The organism is Rhodococcus pseudokoreensis (assembly GCF_017068395.1).
GTDB classification, from domain to species: Bacteria; Actinomycetota; Actinomycetes; order Mycobacteriales; family Mycobacteriaceae; genus Rhodococcus_F; species Rhodococcus_F pseudokoreensis.
Genome location: NZ_CP070619.1, coordinates 4,731,639 through 4,751,791 on the forward strand (window position 1 = coordinate 4,731,639; position 20,153 = coordinate 4,751,791).

The following is a 20,153-nucleotide window of genomic DNA, read 5'->3' on the forward strand; positions in this document are numbered from 1 at the left end:
GACAAATCGCCTCATTCCGGGCGCAGAAGGCTCTCGCGCCGATCTGGAGATCGAAGAGCAGGCCCTACGTGCCTCTGACCGCAAACGCGGAAGCCCGGGACCAGGTATTCATCTGACCTGCAATTTCTGCATAAATGCATATCGGCGTGCAGGACTGTCCCTTGTTTGCCCACCACGCTCGTTCCTACCTTTCTTCTAACCGCATCAGAAAGGGGACATCATGGTCCAGAGCGACTCGGTCTCGTCAGTTCGTGGTCTCATTCCAGCCCACCTCACTCCAATGTCGAGGGGAGGAGCAATTCACTGGGACGCACTCACCTCCCACCTCCGGTGGCTTGCCGCAATACCTGGAGTTGAGTGGATCACCACCACCGCCCACGCCTCGGAGGTCGCGACCCTGACCACCGAGGAACGCCAACGCATGATCGAGCACGCCGTCTCCGTGGTTCCCGAATCCGTCGGCGTGGTCGCCGGCGTCTACGACGACGGCAGTGCCCGGGCCGCTGCGGAGGCTCGACGTTCGGTCGACTCTGGAGCGAAGGCGCTCTTGGTGTTCCCCTCGGGAGTCTTCGCCGGAGGGTCGCAGCAGCGCTCGGAATCGCAGCGCTCCCACTACGAAGCGGTCGCTGAGGCCGTGGACGTGCCCCTGATCATCTTCAAGTATCCGGTCGGCAACCCTCTCACGCTGCCGCTCGAGACCACCCTGGAAATATGTCAGACCATCCCGACCGTGGCGGCCATCAAGGAATGGTCCTACGACATCGTCGAGTACGAGGACACATGGCGGGCGATCAAGGCCGACGCGCCCCACGTCTCGGTCTTGAGCAGCTTCAGCCGCGCCCTCTTTGCATCCCTTCTGGTGGGCAGCGACGGGGTGCTGAGCGGTCACGGCAGTATCGTCGCGGATCTGCAGAGTGAACTCCTTGCCGCTATGCAGGCCGGCGACCTGACCGGGGCGCGAAAGGCCTGGGATCGCATCTACCCCCTCGCCGTTGCCTGCTACGCCGATCCCTTCTTCGACCAGCACAATCGGATGAAGGCGGCCCTGGGCATCCTGGGTCGAATCCCGAGCGACGCCACGTATGTGCGGCGCCCCTTGGTGGAGGTCGACGACACTGAGCTCGCCACTCTCGAGGCCGCCTGCGTCGCCGCCGGACTCGTGTAACGCTCATGTCCTACGTCCACCTCTTCAGTCCGAGCGCGATCGGCGGCGTCGAGATGCGCAACCGGGTCGTGTTGCCCAGCATGACCACTCGCCTGGCCACCCCCTCCGGAGAGGTCACGCCGAAGCTTGTGAGTTACTACCAGGAACGGGCCAGGGGTGGCTGTGGTCTTGTGATCGTGGAGATGGCCTCGCCGCAGCGTCGTGGTCGGCACAGAGGGCGCGAGCTGGGCATCGACTCGGACGAGTACATACCTGGGTTGCGCTCCCTCGTCGCGGCCATTCACGAGCAGGGGGCTCGGGCCGGCATCCAACTGGGTCACGGCGGAGCGAGGGCGCTCCCGACGGAACTCGGTGGTCGCCCCCTGGCCTCTACTGCGGGGCCGGTTCCGGTATTCGAGACGGCACGCTTCGTGAACTTTCCCGAGCTCTTCGACGCGGATTCGCTGGAGCAGCTCGTGGTGGATCACGTCGACGCCGCCAGACGGGCGGAGGATGCGGGGTTCGACATGATCGAGCTCCACGGAGCCCACGGATACCTTCTGGCGCAGCTGATCAGCGCCGATGAGAACCAGGTGCTGCCCGACGCCGCTGCCCGGTACGACTTCCTCGCGTCACTGGTGCGCCGCATCGTTGAAGCTGTCGGAATTCCCCTGAGCTATCGCCTCAGCGGTCAGGACTACTACTCCGCCGGACAAACCGTGGACGACTCGCTCGCGTTCCTTCCCTACCTCGAGGACGCCGGCGTCTCCGCTGTCTCGGTGACCGGCGGGCACTACAAGTCAGCCGATCCCGAGATCATGATTCCGCCGATGCCGTACGAGGACGGCGTATTCCTCGACGCGGCCCGGGCGGTCAAGGCACGGACGCGGCTGCCCGTCATCGCGGTTGGGCGGGTGAACGCCCCGGCTGTGGCGGAGGACGCTCTCGCACGGGGGTGGGCGGATTTCGTCGCAGTGGGGCGCGGCCAGATCGCCGATCCGCACTGGGCGCGCAAAACGCAGCAACACCAGCAAGTGCGAGAGTGCCTGGCGTGCAATCACTGTGTGCGGACCATGCGCTCGGGTCAACAGCTGGCCTGCGCGGTGAACCCCACCGTGACGACCACCGACCGGCCCGCCGCTCGAACCGTTGCGGAGCGCCGACTCGTGTTCGGTGCCGGCCCGGCCGGCCTGACCTACGCACTGGAATCGGCTCGAGCGGGACACGAGGTGTACATCATCGCGCGGGACCGCACCTGGAAGGCGGCGGCAGCACCCACCTTCAACGGCTACCGACCGGATCGACAGCGGATGCACCGCTACTTCGACGGACTGTGGAGAGAGGCCGTCGAGGCAGGTGTTCACATCGCCCCGGAAGGGGAGCGGGAACCACCGCCCGAATGGCGTACCAACGTCGACGTCGTCGCTGACGCCAGGGGTGCCAATTACGTGGGCAACCTCGGTCCCCTCGTCCGCACCCTCATCCGAGTCCTGTCCCGCGTTCCCCTGCCGAAGCGGCTGATGAAGAGCGACCGGCTCCACCACATATTGCTCTACGACCTGCGCAACCCCCGGAGGACTGAGCCGACCCGCATTCCGGGGGCTCGCACCATCAAGATCGGCGACGCGGCACAGCCGGGCGAGTTGGCCGCTGCCGTGCGCGATGCATACACCCAAGCGTGGAAGGAAAACAGTGATGACTAATCATCCGATGCGATGCATCGTCACCGGCGGCAGTCAAGGCATCGGCGAGGCCATTGTCGAGAAACTCCTGTCAGATGGAGCCGCTGTCGCCGTAATCGACCGGCAGGCGCCCTCGGCGCGACTGAAGGACCGAGTCGCTTTCGCCGAGTGCGACGTGAGCGACGCCGCGGCTATGGAGCAGACCGCCGTGGCGTTGACAGCTGCATTGGGCGGTCCGCCCACCACGGTGGTCGCCAATGCAGGAAGGTGCGTATCCGGCCGGTTGGCGAGCGACCCGGTCGACAATCTCGTCAACCACTTTCAGGTCAACACCTTGGGGGTGCTCAACACCTTCCGCCCCCACATCTCCCAGATGCGCGCCGAAGGGAGTGGATCACTTATCGCGATCACCTCGAACTGTGCGCACAAGCCCCGCCTCGACCTCGGCGCCTACTGCGCCACCAAGGCCGCCACCAAAATGATGGTCGAATGCCTCGCGCTCGAGCTCGCAGCTGACGGAATCCGCGTCAACGCTGTCGCTCCCGGTTCCTGTGACACCGAGATGCAGCGCCGTCAATGGGAGGAGCTCGGTGTCCCGAAGGACCGACAGGTCGTCGGCGACCTGGCGTCCTATCGATCCGGCATCCCGGCAGGCAGGCTGGCGACGCCAAACGACATCGCACAGGCGGTCGGCTTCCTGGCCTCACCGGCGGCCGAGTTCATGCGGGGCGTGACGTTGGTCGTCGACGGCGCGCAATCGATCTGAAGTATGCAGGTGCGCAATTACTTTAAGCCTTACACAGCGATTGGCGTCACCAACCGTCCGCGCAGCGCTCCACCGAGGCACCCATAACGGGTCCTCCCGACATCCCCGGAGAATTCGTCATGACCGGCACCCAGGACCCCACGGCGACCGCCGAGTCGGCGACGCAACGCGGAAACGCCTCCCCGCCGTCCACCCGCAGGGCGATGCTCGGCCTCGGCCTCGGTAACACCCTCGAGTGGTACGACTGGATGATTTTCGGCCTCCTCGCCGCGTTCATCGGGCCGCAGTTCTTTCCGTCGCAGGACCCGGTGTCGTCCACCCTCGACGCGCTGGCCGTATTCGCGGTCGGGTTCTGTGTCCGGCCGCTGGGCGGAGTCCTGCTCGGCAATGTCGCGGACCGCATCGGCCGTCGCCGGGTGATGCTCTGGTCGGTCGGCATCATGGCGGCCACCACCCTCGGCATCGCGTTGCTGCCGTCCTACGACGCGATCGGCGTCTGGGCCGGGATCCTGCTGCTGGCATGTCGGCTGCTACAGGGCCTGTCCACCGGCATCGAGGCACCGCTGTCCACGGCGTACGCCGTGGAATTGATGCCGGCCGGACACGAGGGCAGGGCGGCCGGTTACATCAGCTTCTTCCAGAACTTCGGCATTGTGCTCGCCTCCCTGGTCAGCTTCGCGACCAGCTACATCATCGGCGGCGACGCCATGTCGACGTGGGGCTGGCGGGTCCCGATGCTGGTCGGCGCCGCGATGAGCTTCTTCGTCCTCTACCTGCGGCGTGCTCTGCCCGAGACATTGTCGGAGGAGGAGAAGACCGAACGCACGTCGGGCACCTGGGAGGGCGTCCGGCGGCACTGGCTCGGGCTGGCCGCGATCATCTTCGTCGTCGGTGCCGCGCAGGCCTACAACTACGCGTGGAACGTCGGTCTGCCCAGCCTGGCCCGCGGCATCTACGGCGAGAACCCGACCACGATCTTCGCCGTCACCAGCGTTCTCGGCGTGATCATGCTGGTCGGATCGATCATCACCGGCCGCATCGCCGACCGGGTGCGGCTGTCCCGGGCATTCGTGGTCACCCGCCTCGCGGTCGTCCCCGGCATCTTCCTGATGTTGTTGTACGCCGGCGACGGTCTGAGCACCTTCACGGTGGTCCTGCTGCTGGGCGGCGTACTGCTGGCGGCGAACATGACGCTCTACAACGTTGTATCCACGTCGCTGATGCCGAAGTACTGCCGGGCAACCGGCACCGGGCTCGGCTACGGCATCGCCGTCGCCGCCTTCGGTGGCACCGCGTCCTACCTGATCGTGTGGCTGCAGAGCCGTAACCTGTTGTGGGCGTTCCCTGTCTACACCGCAGTTCTGTCGGTCATCAGCGTGGTCCTCTACGTGGCGGCCCGCCGCCGCAGCGGCACCTTCGCCGGAGAGTGAACACCAAGTCGCCAGCATGCACCGACCAACTACGAGGAGCACCACGATGAGCGACAGCGTCGACCAACATAGACTCGCCAAGACACTGACCTGGCGCGACGGCATGGCCCTTGCGCTTGCCCTACCTACTGGGTTGTTCGTGACATTCGGCTATCTTCTGGGGGTCGTCGGCGCCTGGGTTGCAATCACGGTCTGGTTCGTTGGTGCAGTTGTCAGCTATCTCCAGTGTCGGGTGTTCGCGGAGATGGCATCAATGTTTCCGCTCGACTCCGGGGGCGTAGCGCGCTATGCAATCGAGGGCTGGAAAAAGTACTTCGCCCCGATCGGAGCTATCGCCGCGTTCGGCTACTGGATCGGTTGGTCTCTGACAATCTCCATGGCTTCGGTGGTCTTCGGAGAATTGATCGAGGCGACCTGGTTTCAAGGAAACACACTCGACATCGATGTCCTCGGCAATCACCTCGGGCTCGAGCACGTCTTCGCCCTCGGTGCCATGCTGTTTGCCTGGGCATTCAATTACTTCGGCTTGAAATTCGGTGCCACGGTCAACAAGGTGCTCGGCCTGCTCGTGATCGCAGGTCTAGCCGTGGTGTCGGTGGCATGCCTGGTCAGCCCCTCGATCCATTGGTCGACGGCCAACCTGTCGTGGTCGGTCAACGGAGACTGGAAAACCGTGGTCGTCGTGCTCTACGTAACTGCGTGGGCGGTGTACACAGGCGAGATCGTTGCTTCGTTCGCACCCGAATACAAGGACACATCCCGCGACACTTCCAAGGCCATGTCGCGCATTTCGCTGTTCATGATCGTCCTGTTCGTCGTGGTGCCGCTGGCCCTGGCCGGTGGCCTTGGTGAGGGAACGATTCGCGACAACCCGGTGACCTACGTCGCCGTGGCATTCGACCACGCGTTCGGTGGCGCGGCCTGGATCGGAACCCTCGTGATCGCCTTCTCGCTGCTGGTGGGGATGATCTCCACGACCGCCGACGGGGGCCGCGCGCTGTTCGGCCTTGCCCAGGAAGGGATGACCATCAAGCAACTCGACTGGGTCAACCGGTGGGGTGTGCCTGGCCGATCCCTGACCCTGGACGTGCTCCTCAACGCCACCGTCATGGTCCTGGTGGGGCATCCGGTGAGCATCCTGCTGGCGAGCAATCTCGGCTACCTACTGGCGATCATCCTGGGTTTGGCGGCATTCATCCTGCTGCGCAAAGATCGCCCGAACTGGCCACGGCCGATCCGGCGGAGCAACGCGTGGATTCCGGTCGTGGCCGTCCTGGTGGTGTTCAACGTATTCATCACCGTGATCGGCGTCCTCAATCCCAAGCTTCTGGGCTACGGCGGCACCCGGGAATCTCTTCTGGCAGTGGGTATCCTGTTGTTCTCGGTCGTGCTCTACGCGTATCGGCGTGTTGTTCAAGACAAGCTTCCAATGCTCTGGCGACTCCCGGCTCCTGCCATGCCCCAGGGTGCCGACGCTCTCGCCCTCGAGTTCGAGATGCGCGCGACCATGGGTGCGGGGACCGTCCACGACGAGGTTGCCGATAACGCTGGGCTGTCCAACACTCGACAGAGCCAGGCACCGAGCGTGCGGCCGGTAAAGGCATTCACCGACCACGACGACTGATCCGGCGTACCAAACGGGCCCACACGCGAGAAGCACCGCACCGCGTGTACGAAACAACGACACGGCCTGTGCCGGCCGTCCGGCCAACTTCATCTGAGCGAGGAAAGAGAAGTGACTGTGAACAACTCGGAAGCCGGTGTGGGCCACCGCGCCATTATCACCGGAGGTACCAAGGGGATCGGTTACGCCTGCGCAAAGCTATTTGCACGACGGGGTTACCGTGTGCTGATCTGCTCACGCAATACAGCCCAGGTCAATGCGGTGGCCGCGGAGCTGAGTCAGCACAGCGGTCAAGTTGCCGGAATGGCTGCGGATCTGGCGGATCCGGGTGTGGGTAACAGCATTGTCGATCGGTGCCTCGATCTGTTCGGCGGGGTCAACTATCTCGTCAATAATGCCGGCATCTATGAGTCGATCGCGATGGTCGACATGACAGCCCAGGGATGGGACACCACTTTGCACAACAACTTGCGTGGTGCGGCACTCACTTCTGCTGCGGCGGCGCGTGCCATGCGGTCCACCGGCGGCGGATCGATCGTCAACATCGCCTCGGTCAACGGGCTGGCGGCCGAAGCCAACTTTGCGCCCTACAACGCCTCGAAAGCCGGACTGATATCTCTGACTCAGACCAGCGCCATCGAGTGGGCCGATGAAAACATCAGGGTCAACTGCGTTGCGCCCGGCTGCATACGAACACCGATGGTCGATCCGCTCGTCGCCGACCTATCCGATGAGGTCATCGCGCGGTACGTACCGATGCGCCGACTGGGTACGCCGTCGGAGATCGCGTCGGTGGTGGCCTTTCTGGTCTCCGACGATGCTAGTTACATCACGGGGCAGACCATTACGGTCGATGGCGGCACCCTGACCCGCCAGCCAATGCTCTGAGAGAACGGGAGCGAAGACGTTGGCGATCAGGATGCCGAGTCATGCACCATCCCGTGACTGGCGGCCTTGTCGGTGACTAGCACCCGAGAAGCCCGGCACTGCTTTCAGGGCAGTAGTCGGTCGATCTCGAATGCCAGGCAGAGTTCGGCGACATCTCGTGGCCGCGACAGCGATTTACCGGTCCACTCCTCGATGCGGTGGAGGCGGTGCCGAACGGTGTTCGGATGGCAGTAGATCTTCGCAGCGGTCTCGTTCGCCGAACCACCGGTATCGAGCCACGCCGCGAAGGTGTCCACCAGAATTTTGCGCTCCTCGGGTGGCAGGTCGTCGATCGGTCCGAGCACGGACTTCCCGATCCGTTTCATGGCCTCGGGTGCACTGACGGCGGCGAATGCGAGGGCAGACCCGTCGAAGACCGTGATCAAGGAGTCGCCGGACGGTCTTTCACCGGTGGCTATCCGGGCGAGTCGAAGTGCTTCGCTGGTCTCGCTGAGGTCGTCGAATTGTGGGCTGATGCCGACGCGCGAGGTGGCAACGGTGTCGAGGACTTCGATCAGTTCGTGGAGGATGTCCGGGCGGCGGAGGAAGACGATGCCGACCTGGAGGTCGGGTAGCAGTCGCCAAGCTGAGCGGATGTCGCGGACGTCGAGCTTGCTTGCAATTTCCGGGACGCCGAGTTTGCCGATGGCAGGAACCTGCGCTGCCACAACGACATACGGGCCAGATGTCGGTAACCGCAGGAGGTCGGCTGTCTCCCACAGACTCTGTATGTCGGTGATGCGGTGGAACAACAACGCTTCCACCAGCGCCGAACGTTCCTCCTCGTGGTTGAGGACCTGAATCGTTTGTTGGTGCCGGTACGCATCGGTCATTGCCTGGGTGAACATGTCCTGGGCGACGAGGATCTGCGAGGTAGCGTTCAGGATCGCGTCGAGCGGCACCCCTCTACTTCTCGCCTCGGCGACCGTGTTCTCCCACATGAAGCGGAAGCCGACCCGGTACGCCGCCATCACCGCCGGCAACGGGACGCCGGCCAGCGCCCGGGAGGTCCCGGTCGCTTCCGCCGCGGAGACGTCCATATCGGTGTCTCCGGCCAGCGCATGAAAGACGAAGGTCATGTTCGCGCTGCAGCTGCGCTGGATCTCCTCGGTGCTCACGAGGGTGTTCGACCGGTAGTAGTCGATGTCGCGACGGATGACCGCGGCCATCGCGGCACCGAGCTCGTCGGCACGGGCCAGCATCGCGTCGCCGACTTCGACGATGGGTGGATCCGGTCGTCCCTCCATACCGACACGATAGGCCGAATCGACGCCCGTTGTGAGCGCACACACCGGCGGCCCGTTGACGTTGTTCCCGGGGCCATCGACTCAGGCGGAGCCGGGAGTCACCCTTGAATCACCGGCAAAACGCCAACAGTCACCGGAGGTCCTCTTGTCCAATCTGAGTTTGAATCTTGTTGCCTCAGCGCGAAAATTCCCGGATAAGGTGGCGCTTCGCTGCAACGATCAGGAATTCACGTTCACCGAGTTCGACGCGGTGGCCGCGCGAGTCGCCACTTTCCTCGCCCGCGAAGAAATCGCGGTTGGCGATCGGGTCGGGTTGATGCTGCCCAATACTCCCGCGTTCGCGCTGGCCTTCTACGGCATTCTGCGCAGCGGTGCCATCGCGGTGCCCATGAACCCGTTGCTCAAGTCCCGCGAGATCGAGTTCTACCTTTCCAACACGGGTGCGACAGCGCTTTTCGCGACACCGGCCTTCGCTGGAGAGGCCACCGCGGCCGCCGCGGCAGCCGGAGCGAAATGCTGGCTGGTCGACGATGCCGATCTGGTGAGGCTGACGGCGGATCTGCCCGAACAAGTGAGTCCGGTCGACCGCGCCGATACAGACACCGCCGTCGTCCTGCACACGTCGGGGACGACCGGCAAGCCGAAGGGGGCCGAGCTCACCCACGGCGGTCTCGACCGCAACCAGGACGTCGCCGCGAACACCCTGATCGAAGTGGGGCCCGACGACGTGGTGATGGGGTGCCTGCCGCTCTTTCACGTCTTCGGGCTGACCTGCGGGCTGAACACCTCGGTGTCGGCGGGGGCGACGCTCACACTGATCCCCAGATTCGACCCGCACACGGCCCTCGAGGTGATCGAACGCGACGCAGTCACGGTGTTCGAGGGCGTGCCGACGATGTACTCGGCGCTGCTCGGTGAGGCGAGGAGATTTCCTTCTTCGGCGACGGCGTCCCTCCGCGTCTGTGTCTCCGGCGGCGCCTCCCTGCCGGTTCAGGTTCTCACCGATTTCGAGAAGATGTTCGATGCCACGATTCTCGAGGGTTACGGGCTGTCCGAGACCTCCCCGGTAGCGTCCTTCAACCACCTGCACCGCGAGCGCAAGCCCGGATCGATCGGTACCCCGGTCGAGGGTGTCGAGATGCGGATCGTAGACCTGGTGGGCCACGAGGTCCCGCAGGGCGAGCTCGGCGAGATCCAGATCCGGGGCCACAACGTGATGAAGGGGTACTGGAACCTGCCGGAAGCGACGGCGTCGGCACTCTCGGCCGATGGCTGGTTCTCGACCGGTGACGTCGGGAAGGTCGACGAAGACGGATATTTCTACATCGTCGACCGCAAGAAGGACCTGATCATCCGCGGTGGTTTCAACGTCTACCCGCGGGAGATCGAGGAGGTGCTCTACGAGCATCCGGTGGTGGTCGAGGCTGCGGTCATCGGTCTTCCACACGACTCACTCGGCGAGGAGATCGGCGCTGCGGTCGTCCTCGAGGACGGCGCACGGGTCGATCCCACCGAACTGCGCGACTTCGTGAAGCAACGCGTCGCCGCCTACAAGTACCCGCGCCGTGTGTGGATCGTCGATAGTCTCCCGAAGGGAGCGACCGGCAAGATTCTCCGCCGCGAGGTAACCGTTCCGACCACCGAAAGCGCCAAGTAGTCATGACGAACCCGACCACCAACCCGACCACGAGCCCCGATGAGCTCGCCGCACCTTTGGACCTACTGCTGACCAGCTCCACCCGAGGATTCATCGGCCGAATGCTCCCGAACGGGGCCTGGGCCCGCTCCGCGGTGAATCTCACCAAACGGCAGCGCACACTCGCTCACCGCGGCACCACGCTGGCCCGCGAACTGGGCACGATTGCCGTCGGGACCTGCGAACGCGCCCCCGCGAAGGGTGACAAACGCTTCGTCGATCCGGCGTGGCAGGGCAACCCCCTGCTCAAGCGAACCATGCAGGCGTACCTGGCGGCGGCGGACACGGCCGACAAGCTGTTCGACGATGCCCAGTTGGATTGGCGCGACGCGGAGAAGATGCGGTTCGTTCTCGACAACATCGTCGAGGGGTTGGCGCCGACCAACAACCCCCTGATCAGCCCGCTCGGCTGGAAAGCAATGATCGACACCGGCGGACTGAGCGCCGTGCGCGGACTGAAAGGCTTCGCCCGCGACATGCTGTCCCAGCCCAGGACTCCGGCGATGGTGGAGCCCGACGCGTTCACCGTCGGCGAGACGGTCGCCACCACCAAGGGGGCGGTGGTGTTGCAGACCCGGGCGTTCGAACTGATCCACTACGCGCCTCAGACACCGAAGGTGCGCTCGATTCCGCTGCTGATGATCCCGCCGGTAATCAACAAGTACTACATCATGGACATCGCTCCCGGTCGCAGCATGATCGAGTATTTCCTGCAGCAGGGCCAGCAGGTCTTCGCGATCTCGTGGCGCAATCCCCAAGCCCGGCATCGTGACTGGGACGTCGATACGTACGGCGGGGCGATCATCGAGGCGCTCGATGCGGTGCAGAAGATCGCCGGGACCGACAGCGCGCACCTACTGGCGACCTGCTCGGGTGGCATCCTCGCCGCCATGACCGCGGCCCACCTCGCTGCGATCGGCGAGGGTGATCGGATCGCCGGACTCACGCTCGCCGTCACGGTACTCGACCAGAACAGGGCGGGCTTCGCCTCGGCCGCAATGAGTGAGCGCGCAGCGCAGGCCGCTATCCGAGCATCGAGGTCCAAGGGATACCTCGACGGCCGGGCGATGGCCGAGGTGTTCGCGTGGCTGCGGCCGACCGACCTGGTGTGGCGGTACTGGGTGAACAACTACGTGCAGGGCCGCTCGCCTGCAGCCTTCGACGTGCTGTTCTGGAATGCCGACACCACCCGGATGGCGGCCGCGCTGCACCGCGACCTGGTGCTGATGGGATTACGCAACGCGCTGACCACTCCCGGGGCGGTGAGCATGCTGGGAACCCCGGTCGACCTGTCGAAGGTCACCGCGGACTCGTACGTCATCGGCGGTGTCGCCGATCACATCTCACCCTGGCAGGCCTGCTACCGCAGTGCCCGGCTGCTCGGGAGCAAGGACAATCGGTTCGTCCTCTCGTCGAGCGGCCACATCGCGGCACTGGTCAACCCGCCGGGCAACCCCAGGGCCTCGTTCCGGATCGGCCAAGTCGATCAGGACACGGCCGAAGACTGGGTGCAGACGGCCGAACAGGCCACCGACTCGTGGTGGCCGGATTACATCAGCTGGCTGGCCGACCGCAGCGGCCCCGAAGTCGACGCCCCGCACGCCCTCGGCGGGCCGGGCTATGCACCCCTCGCCCCAGCGCCCGGCACCTACGTGCACCAGAACTGACACCACCCGAGAGAAGACCGATGACCACACATATCGCCAACCCGGCGGACTTGCTCGACCTGACCGGACAGACCCTCGGAACCACCGCGTGGTACGAACTCGGCCAGGACCAGGTGAACCTTTTCGCCGACGCGACCGGCGACCACCAGTGGATCCACACCGACCCCGAGCGCGCCGCCCGGGGGCCGTTCAACGGGACGATCGCGCACGGCTACCTGACGCTCGCGTTGGCCCCGCGAGTGCTGGCCGATGTCCTGACCATCGACAACGTGCAGGCCGCGCTGAACTACGGACTCAACAGGGTACGGTTCCCCTCGCCGGTGCCGGTCGGTGCCAAACTTCGGGCAACGGTGACCGTCACATCGGCCCAGCACAAGCCCGCCGGCGTCGAGGCGGTGTTCGGACTGACCTACGAGGTCGACGGCACCGAACGCCCGGCCTGCATCGCCGATGTCGTGGTGCTGTACCGATGAACGCGGCCATCGAGGCCGAGAGATTCGTCGCGACCGCCGGTCAGCGGATCCGCGTCAGCATCCGGCCCGGATCCGCCGGCACCCGACGTGTGCCGCTGGTTTTGTGCAACGGCATCGGGGCCAGCTACGAGGTGCTCGATCCGCTGGTGGCACAGCTGGATCCAGAGATCACCGTCGTTCGGTTCGACGTCCCAGGCACCGGCGGATCCCCCGCGTCCGTTGCCCCCTACGGGTTTCCCTATCTGGCCTGGGCGCTGGGGCGGGTGCTGACCAACCTCGACCTCGGCGTCGTCGACGTGCTCGGGTTGTCCTGGGGTGGGGCGCTGGCACAGCAGTTCGCCGTCCAGAATCCGCGCCGGTGCCGGCGACTGATCTTGGCCGCGACCGGCACCGGCGCAGTGATGGTTCCCGGCAACCCGCGGGTGCTGGCCAAGATGCTGACACCGCGCAGATTCCGCGACCCGGCCTACGCGGCCTCGATCGCCGGCGACCTGTACGGCGGCACCGCGCGCCGGCAGGGCGACGACGTCGCCGGGCTCTTCCTCCAGCAGCTGCACGCCGGATCGAAGATCGGCTACTTTCATCAACTGCTCGCCGGAGCGGTGTGGACGAGCCTGCCCCTGCTGCCCGCGATCAGGCAGCAGACCCTCCTCGTCGCGGGCACCGACGACCCGATCGTGCCCGTCGTCAACGCCCGCATCATGAATCAGCTGTTGCCACATTCAACCATCCATCTGCACTCCGGCGGACACATCGACCTGGTCACCAATGCCACCGAACTCGCGCCGGTGATCACAACCTTCCTTCACGACCCAGGAGTAAGCCCATGAGCCCCAGTCCGAACATCGACACCTCGGATTTCTATGCATTCGAACAGATGCTCTCCGACTCCGAGCGCGCAATGCTGCACTCCGTGCGCGATTTCATGACCACCGAGGTCGACCCGATCGTCAACACACATTGGAATGCCGGGACCTTCCCGTTCGAGATCGTGCCCGGACTCCGGAAACTCGGCATCGCCGGCGTGCCCTACCAGGGTAATGGCTGTGCCGGACGGAGCTATCTGCTCGACGGGATGATTGCGATGGAGCTGGCTCGCACGGATTCCTCGATAGCCACCTTCAACGGCGTACACGGCGGCCTGGCGATGGGATCGATCTACCTGTGCGGTTCGGACGAACAACGCGAACGCTTCCTCCCCTCGATGGCACGGTACGAGCAGATCGGATCCTTCGGGCTGACCGAACCCGACGTCGGCTCCGGTGCGTCGGGCGGCCTCACCACGACTGCCGAACGCGACGGCGACACCTGGGTACTGAACGGGCAGAAGAAATGGATCGGCAACGCGACGTTCGGCGACCTCACAGTCATCTGGGCCAAGGACGTCGCCGACGGCCAGGTGAAGGGATTTGTCGTCGAGAATTCCTCGCCCGGATTCACGGCGGACAAGCAGGAGCACAAGATCGCCCTGCGGATCGTGCAGAACGCGCTCATCACGCTCGACAACGTGCGGGTTCCGGAGCACAACCGGCTACAAGGCGCGAACACGTTCAAGGACACCGCCGAGGTGCTACGTCTGACACGCGCGGGCGTGGCCTGGATGGCGGTCGGATGTGCGCGCGGCGCATACGAGAACGCGCTGAGATATGCCTGCGCCCGTGAACAGTTCGGCCGGGCGATCGGCGGCTTCCAGCTCGTGCAGGACCTGCTGGTGCGGATGCTCGGAAACATCACCTCGTCCTTGGCCCTGTGTGCACGGCTGTCCCAGTTGCAGGATCAGGGGCGCGCCGAAGACCGACACTCATCGCTCGCCAAGGCATTTTGTACGGTCCGCATGCGTGAAACCGTCGGCTGGGCGCGGGAGCTGATGGGCGGCAACGGAATACTTTTGGAACACAACGTAGGCCGATTCGTCGCCGATGCGGAAGCGATCTACTCGTACGAGGGAACCAGGGAAATGAACACCCTGATCGTCGGACGGTCGTTGACCGGACAGAGCGCCTTCGTATGACGCCCGCACCCGCGACACCGGCCCCTCATCTGTGCAGAGCAAGCACCTTTGCATCCATCTGACGGGCCGGTGCGGGCCTGCGATGTCGGAAGTCGGAGACGCCGTCGAGTCTGTGAGGTTACGGGTCTTCGTCGCGAGTCAAGCGCGGTGAGGCTCCTGGCCCGCGTCCTTCACGACGCGGTCGCCGACGGCGAGTTCGTTCCACAGCGTCCGGGTGACCCTGACTTTCGCGGTCCGGTCGTCGTCGGTGCGGACGGTGACCCTTCGGTAGAGGTTGGAGCCGTCCAGCAACCCGCGTGACTTCTTCACGACGGTGCCGCTCCAGATGCCTTCTCGTTTCATGCTGTTCCCTTCGCTCGGTGGAACCCACTCCCAAGGTTATCGTTGATAATCTTGCTGTTCAAGGTATACGTTGAGGTCCATGCCGTACCCGCGACGCACGGACCGGGATTCGATCGTGTCGGCTGCGATCGAGTTGATGCAGGAGCGCGGACTCGACAGCGTCTCACTCCGAGCGATCGCGACTCGCCTCGGCGTTCGTCAGCCTGGCCTCTACCACTACTTCGGCGGCAAAGCCGAGTTGCTCGACGCCGTTGCGGAGGAGATCCTGTGCCGTTGGCACACCGACCGAATTCCCGTCGACGGTGAGCGCTGGGACGAGTTCGTGGCCCGGAACGCGCGGAGTCTGCGCCGTGCCATGCTCGGCGTTCGCGACGGCGCCCGACTGATCGCGTCGACGGGCTCGCGAAGTCCGAGCCTCGACAACGCGATCGAGCAGATAACCCTTCTGGAGGATGCGGGCTTCAGTGGTACGGACGCCGCGCTGGCTCTGATTGCCGTGTCGCGGTACACCATCGGCTCGGCGATCGAACAGCAGACGGCGCGCGACGGGGGTGAGATCGTCATCGCCACTGATCGGACCGACGCGGCGGCGTCTCATCTCATCGACATCGCACGGCAAGTCGTCGCACTGGGTCAAGACCACGAGTTCGAGACCGGCCTCGCGGCCCTCCTGCGTGGACTCGGCCCACGTGCTCGGTTTGCCCCGCAAGAATGAAACAAACCATTCGGCCTGTTTTCTGGTAGCGTCTACGCCGTCATGGTGGTCACATGACGCCGCGGACGTCTCAGGCACACGAGTCGATCACGCGAGGGGTGGGGTGCAGGTGCTGCCCGAGCTGCTGGTTGGGCGGCACCTGCACTCAACGTCGTTGGCTACAGATGACTGTCTACTTTCCCGCTGTTTCCCGCGTGCGGAGGTCTTTGCGGAGGATTTTGCCTGCGGCGGACTTGGGGACGAGGTCGATGAACTCGACCTTGCGGACCTTCTTGTGCGGGGACACCCGGTCGGCGACGAACGCGATCACCGCGGCCTCATCCAGGTCGGCGCCGGGCTGGGCGACGACGAACGCCTTCGGCACCTCCTCACCCTCGTCGTCGAGGACACCGATGACGGCGGCGTCGGCGATCTGCGGGTGGGTGAGCAGCAGCGCCTCCAGTTCGGCGGGCGGCACCTGATAGCCCTTGTACTTGATCAACTCCTTCATCCGATCCACGATCGTGACGACCCCGTCGGCGTCGACGGTCGCGATGTCCCCGGTGTGCAGGAACCCGTCCGCGTCCAGGGTTTCCGCGGTGGCCTGCTCGTTGCCGAGGTATCCGGCCATGATGTTCGGCCCCGCACACCACAACTCGCCCGGAGCGCTGACCCCCTCGGTGGGGTAGTCGACCTCTTCGCCGGTGGCGGGGTCGACGAGTTTGCATTCCATGTTCGCGATGGTCGGGCCGACCGAGTCGAGGGCGATGTCGTCGCGGTCGAACGGGATCGCGTGCGAGACCGGGCTCATCTCCGACATCCCGTAGCCCTGCCGGACCCGGCACCCGAGCCGGGTCGCGACGGCCTTCCCCAGTTCCTGATCCAGCGGGGCGGCGCCGGAGAAGATCGAATGCACACTCGACAGGTCGTAGTCGTCGACCAGCGGGTGCTTGGCCAACGCGACCGCGACCGGCGGGGCGATGAACACGTACGTGCATTTCTGTCCGGAGACGATGCGCAGGAATTCGACGAGGTCGAACTTCGGCATCGTCACCAGCGCGGCCCGGTTGTAGAGGGCGGCGTTGAGCAGCACCGTCATCCCGTAGATGTGGAAGAACGGCAACACGGCGAGGAGTTTGTCGTCGGCGCCGATGCCCATCCGCGGGTTGATCTGACAGACGTTGGCGACCAGGTTGCGGTGGGTGAGCATCACCCCCTTGGGGCGGCCGGTGGTCCCCGACGAATACGGCAGCACCGCGAGGTGGGTGGCCGGGTCGAACGACACCTCCGGGGCCGGGTGGGCCTCGGTGAGCAGATCCCGCAGCGACGGGTGCCCGTCGGCGCCGTCGAGGACGATCACGTTCTCGTCCGGGATCCCGACCGTGGCGGCGGCGGCCCGGGCCTGGGGCAGCAGGGGGGAGACGGTGAACAGGAACTTCGCGTGCGAGTCGGTGAGCTGTTTGGCGATGTCCTCGGCGGTGTAGAGGGCGTTGATCGTGGTGGCGACACCGCCGGCGCGCAGGATGCCGTGGAACACCGCGGCGAACGCGGGCACGTTCGGTGAGTGCAGGGCCACCACCTCACCGACCGCGAGACCGCGGGCCGCCAGCGCCCCGGCGACCCCGCCGATCTGCGTCACCAGGGTTTGGTAGGTGGTGACCGTACCGGAGGCGCCGTCGATCAACGCGGGCCGCTCCCGATCCGCCGGGTCGACCTGACCGAACAGGAAATCGTAGACACTGAGGTTCGGGATCTCGACGTCCGGAAACGGGCTCTTGAAGCTCACGTGGGTCACTCCCTCGAAGATTGCGGCGGGCTCCCACGCGCGAATGGCGGCGAGCCTCGTGGGTCGTCCGGGCAACCATAGGCCGTGACAGCCATCACTTCATCGTGGCGCGGCACCGAAGATGTTTGTGGTCGGCCCACAGTCTCCTGGGCGGGAATGTGTCAAAGGTCCGAATCTGGGCTGTAGCCTGGCCACAGCGTGTGGACAGTATCGGAGGTCGATGGGATGACCACAGCACACGGCGCGACGCGGCCGTTCGACGACGCGGCGATCGATCTCGCGAAGTGGGTGCACGACCACCATCCGGAGATCGCGCGAGCCGCCACCGACGCGATCTGGGCGGAACTGCCGTCCTACCGCGCCACCGGACTGTACGACGATGTAGTCGCCCACGTCATCGGCGTCTTCGGGGTGTTCACGACCAGCGTCATCGAACAGCGGAATCCGCGCCTCGACGATTTCGCGTTCACCTCCGGGCATGCCTCGGAGCGCGTTGCGCACGGCATCTCCCTGATCGACTTCCTTCACGCGTTCCGCATCGGGCAGATCGTCCTCTGGTCGTACGTTCTCGACTTCGTCCGATCAACGGAGGGCCAGCAGGAAACTGCGCTGAGTCTCGTCGAGCACCTGATGCGCACGATCGAGGCGGGCTGCTCCGCCGCCGCGACCACCTACCTGCAGGCGCAGCAATATCTCGTGGCCGACCAGGAACGCATCGCACTCGACTGTCTCGAGGATCTGCTCGCGGGAAACGTGCCCGCCGTACCGGTCCGGCTGGAGGCGATGCGCCGGTCCGGTCTCGAGGACGGCGCCGGGTTCGTCGTCATCGTCTGCCGGGCGAGCTCGGAGGCGGACGACGCGGATCCGATCCTCGACGCACGCAGGGTGCTCTCCCGGCATCTGTCGGGGATGTTGGTGCCGTGGCGGCAGGAACTCGTCGGACTCGTCCCGGTCGAACGATTCAGCCCCGGCACCCTGTCGCAGAAGGTCGCTCGTGCAGTTACCGACCTCGGGACGACCCGGACCACGGCGTCGATCGGTATCAGCTCGGCGCACCTCGGGTTCGACCAGACGGCCGAAGCGTTGCTGGAGGCCCAGGTCGCCTGCGACCACCTGGCAGGCCGGCGCGAGGTCCAGATCTTCGACGATCTCTCGCCGCTGGACTATCTGGTGCGGCGCGCGGACCCGACCGCGCGCCGACTCGTCGAGCCCCAGCTGCGTGCCTTCATCGCCGAAGACCTGTCGGCGGGCTCGATCTACATCGAGACGCTGACGGCGTATGTCGCCCACGACATGAACGCCAAGGAGGCCGCCTCGGCGCTACAGATTCACGTGAACACGATGTACTACCGGCTGGGTCGGATCGCCGAGCGTACCGGCAAGGACCTTCGGCGGGTGGAGGACGTCGTCAATCTCCTTCTCGCGGTGCGGATCGCGTCGACCGAGCCGCGCTGAGTCGTGTGGCCGCGCAGGGTCAGGGGACGCGCAGGATCAGGGCGTCGCCCTGTCCGCCTCCGCCGCAGAGGGCGACCGCGCCGGTGCCGCCGCCGCGGCGCTGCAGTTCGAGGGCGAGGTGCAGGGTGATCCGGGCGCCGGACATTCCGATGGGGTGCCCGAGTGCGATGGCGCCGCCGTTGACGTTGACTGTTTCGGGGTCGACGCCGAGTTCGCGGGTGGACGCGATCCCGACCGCGGCGAACGCCTCGTTGATCTCGATCAGATCCAACGCGGTCGGTGAGATGCCGGCGGCCTCACAGGCTTTCGCGATCGCCCCGGACGGCTGGAGCTGCAGTCCCGAATCCGGCCCGGCGACCATCCCGTGCTCGCCGATCTCGGCCAGCCAGGTCAGACCTTCCGCCTCGGCGCGCTCCTTGCTCATCACCACCACGGCGCAGGCGCCGTCGTTGATGGTCGACGCGTTGCCCGCGGTCACCGTGCCGCCGTCGCGGAACGCACCCCGCAGGCGTGCCAGGGTTTCGGCGGTGGTGTCGGGCCGGATGCCTTCGTCGCGGCGCAGCCAGGTGCTCTCACCCCTGTGTGCGGGGATCTCGACGGGGACGACCTCGTCGTCGAAGACCCCGCTGTCCCACGCCTTCGCGGCGAGTTGGTGCGAGCGGGCGGCGAACGCGTCCTGGTCCTCGCGGGCGATGACGTCCCGGTCGTTGCCCGCCTCGGTGAGCAGTCCCATCGGCTGGTCGGTGAATGCGTCGTGCAATCCGTCGAGGGCCATGTGGTCGACGAGGGTGACGTCGCCGTATTTGAACCCGCCGCGTGAACCGGGCAGCAGGTGCGGTGCCTGGCTCATCGACTCCATGCCGCCGGCGACGATCACGTCGAACGCGCCGGACCGGATGAACTGGTCGGCGAGGATGATCGATTCGACCCCCGACAGGCACACCTTGTTGATGTTGAGCGACGGCGTGCTCATCGGGATGCCGGCCTTCGCGGCCGCCTGACGAGCGGGCATCTGCCCGGCACCGGCGGTGAGGACCTGGCCCATGATGACGTACTCGACCCGGTCCGGGGCGACACCGGCCTTGCCGAGCGCCCCCTCGATGGCGATGGCGCCGAGGTCGGCGCCGGAGAATCCGGCGAGTGAGCCCTGCAGCCGGCCGATCGGAGTGCGGGCGCCGGCGACGATCACGGAGGTGGTCATGTGCGGAA

17 protein-coding genes are annotated in these 20,153 nt (G+C 65.6%); 13 read left to right on the forward strand and 4 right to left on the reverse strand.

What is annotated here, in order from left to right; translation table 11 throughout:
• Nucleotides 1–220 precede the first annotated feature (220 nt).
• From JWS13_RS26760 to JWS13_RS26785, 6 genes are all read left to right on the forward strand, one after another.
• Nucleotides 221–1,165, forward strand: coding sequence for a dihydrodipicolinate synthase family protein (locus JWS13_RS26760; RefSeq protein WP_259375275.1), 945 nt, complete (start codon nt 221–223; stop codon nt 1,163–1,165).
• Nucleotides 1,166–1,170: 5 nt separating this feature from the next.
• Entirely contained in the window at nt 1,171–2,847 is a 1,677-nt protein-coding gene (locus tag JWS13_RS26765) for an NADH:flavin oxidoreductase (RefSeq protein WP_206008355.1), read from the forward strand.
• Nucleotides 2,840–3,592 carry an SDR family oxidoreductase gene (locus tag JWS13_RS26770; protein ID WP_206008356.1) on the forward strand — a complete coding sequence of 251 codons (753 nt, stop codon included), beginning with the start codon at nt 2,840–2,842 and terminating at the stop codon, nt 3,590–3,592. The genes JWS13_RS26765 and JWS13_RS26770 overlap by 8 nt, the downstream gene beginning before the upstream one ends.
• A gap of 119 nt (nt 3,593–3,711) precedes the next feature.
• Nucleotides 3,712–5,022, forward strand: a complete 1,311-nt coding sequence (locus tag JWS13_RS26775) for an MFS transporter (RefSeq protein WP_206008357.1) — start codon at nt 3,712–3,714, stop codon at nt 5,020–5,022.
• A gap of 46 nt (nt 5,023–5,068) precedes the next feature.
• Nucleotides 5,069–6,646, forward strand: a complete 1,578-nt coding sequence (locus JWS13_RS26780) for an APC family permease (RefSeq protein WP_206008358.1) — start codon at nt 5,069–5,071, stop codon at nt 6,644–6,646.
• Between the two features lie 111 nt (nt 6,647–6,757).
• The gene (locus JWS13_RS26785) at nt 6,758–7,534 is read left to right on the forward strand and encodes an SDR family NAD(P)-dependent oxidoreductase (RefSeq protein WP_206008359.1); all 777 of its coding nucleotides are present in this window, start codon (nt 6,758–6,760) and stop codon (nt 7,532–7,534) included.
• Nucleotides 7,535–7,638: 104 nt separating this feature from the next.
• Here the strand turns inward: JWS13_RS26785 and JWS13_RS26790 are convergent, their stop codons facing one another.
• The gene (locus tag JWS13_RS26790; protein ID WP_206008360.1) at nt 7,639–8,820 is read right to left on the reverse strand and encodes a PucR family transcriptional regulator; all 1,182 of its coding nucleotides are present in this window, start codon (nt 8,818–8,820) and stop codon (nt 7,639–7,641) included.
• Nucleotides 8,821–8,965: 145 nt separating this feature from the next.
• Here JWS13_RS26790 and JWS13_RS26795 point away from each other — a divergent pair, with 145 nt between their 5' ends.
• Genes JWS13_RS26795 through JWS13_RS26815 form a run of 5 tightly spaced genes read left to right on the forward strand, consistent with a single transcriptional unit; the run spans nt 8,966 to nt 14,667 of the window.
• Nucleotides 8,966–10,477, forward strand: a complete 1,512-nt coding sequence (locus JWS13_RS26795; protein ID WP_206008361.1) for a long-chain-fatty-acid--CoA ligase — start codon at nt 8,966–8,968, stop codon at nt 10,475–10,477.
• A 2-nt stretch (nt 10,478–10,479) separates the two neighbouring features.
• A complete protein-coding gene (locus JWS13_RS26800) occupies nt 10,480–12,183 on the forward strand; it encodes a PHA/PHB synthase family protein (RefSeq protein ID WP_206008362.1) in 1,704 nt (567 codons plus the stop codon).
• 20 nt (nt 12,184–12,203) lie between these two features.
• Nucleotides 12,204–12,656, forward strand: coding sequence for a MaoC family dehydratase (locus JWS13_RS26805; protein ID WP_206008363.1), 453 nt, complete (start codon nt 12,204–12,206; stop codon nt 12,654–12,656).
• Nucleotides 12,653–13,486 (forward strand): poly(3-hydroxyalkanoate) depolymerase, encoded by an 834-nt coding sequence (phaZ, locus tag JWS13_RS26810; protein WP_206008364.1) that lies wholly within the window; start codon nt 12,653–12,655, stop codon nt 13,484–13,486. Before JWS13_RS26805 ends, phaZ begins: the two co-directional genes overlap by 4 nt.
• Entirely contained in the window at nt 13,483–14,667 is a 1,185-nt protein-coding gene (locus tag JWS13_RS26815) for an acyl-CoA dehydrogenase family protein (protein WP_206008365.1), read from the forward strand. The genes phaZ and JWS13_RS26815 overlap by 4 nt, the downstream gene beginning before the upstream one ends.
• A 138-nt stretch (nt 14,668–14,805) precedes the next feature.
• Here JWS13_RS26815 and JWS13_RS26820 read toward each other — a convergent pair whose 3' ends face one another.
• Nucleotides 14,806–15,009, reverse strand: a complete 204-nt coding sequence (locus tag JWS13_RS26820; RefSeq protein WP_206008366.1) for a DUF7489 domain-containing protein — start codon at nt 15,007–15,009, stop codon at nt 14,806–14,808.
• Nucleotides 15,010–15,088: 79 nt separating this feature from the next.
• Between JWS13_RS26820 and JWS13_RS26825 the strand changes: the two genes are divergently transcribed.
• Nucleotides 15,089–15,724 (forward strand): TetR/AcrR family transcriptional regulator C-terminal domain-containing protein, encoded by a 636-nt coding sequence (locus JWS13_RS26825; protein WP_206008367.1) that lies wholly within the window; start codon nt 15,089–15,091, stop codon nt 15,722–15,724.
• A gap of 172 nt (nt 15,725–15,896) precedes the next feature.
• On the opposite strand, the gene JWS13_RS26830 is transcribed toward JWS13_RS26825, so the two are convergent.
• A complete protein-coding gene (locus JWS13_RS26830; RefSeq protein WP_206008368.1) occupies nt 15,897–17,489 on the reverse strand; it encodes an AMP-binding protein in 1,593 nt (530 codons plus the stop codon).
• A gap of 225 nt (nt 17,490–17,714) precedes the next feature.
• On the opposite strand from JWS13_RS26830, the gene JWS13_RS26835 reads away from it, so the two are divergent.
• Nucleotides 17,715–18,944 carry a PucR family transcriptional regulator gene (locus JWS13_RS26835; RefSeq protein WP_206008369.1) on the forward strand — a complete coding sequence of 410 codons (1,230 nt, stop codon included), beginning with the start codon at nt 17,715–17,717 and terminating at the stop codon, nt 18,942–18,944.
• Nucleotides 18,945–18,963: 19 nt separating this feature from the next.
• Here JWS13_RS26835 and JWS13_RS26840 read toward each other — a convergent pair whose 3' ends face one another.
• Nucleotides 18,964–20,145 carry an acetyl-CoA C-acetyltransferase gene (locus JWS13_RS26840; protein ID WP_206008370.1) on the reverse strand — a complete coding sequence of 394 codons (1,182 nt, stop codon included), beginning with the start codon at nt 20,143–20,145 and terminating at the stop codon, nt 18,964–18,966.
• Between the last annotated feature and the right edge of the window lie 8 nt (nt 20,146–20,153).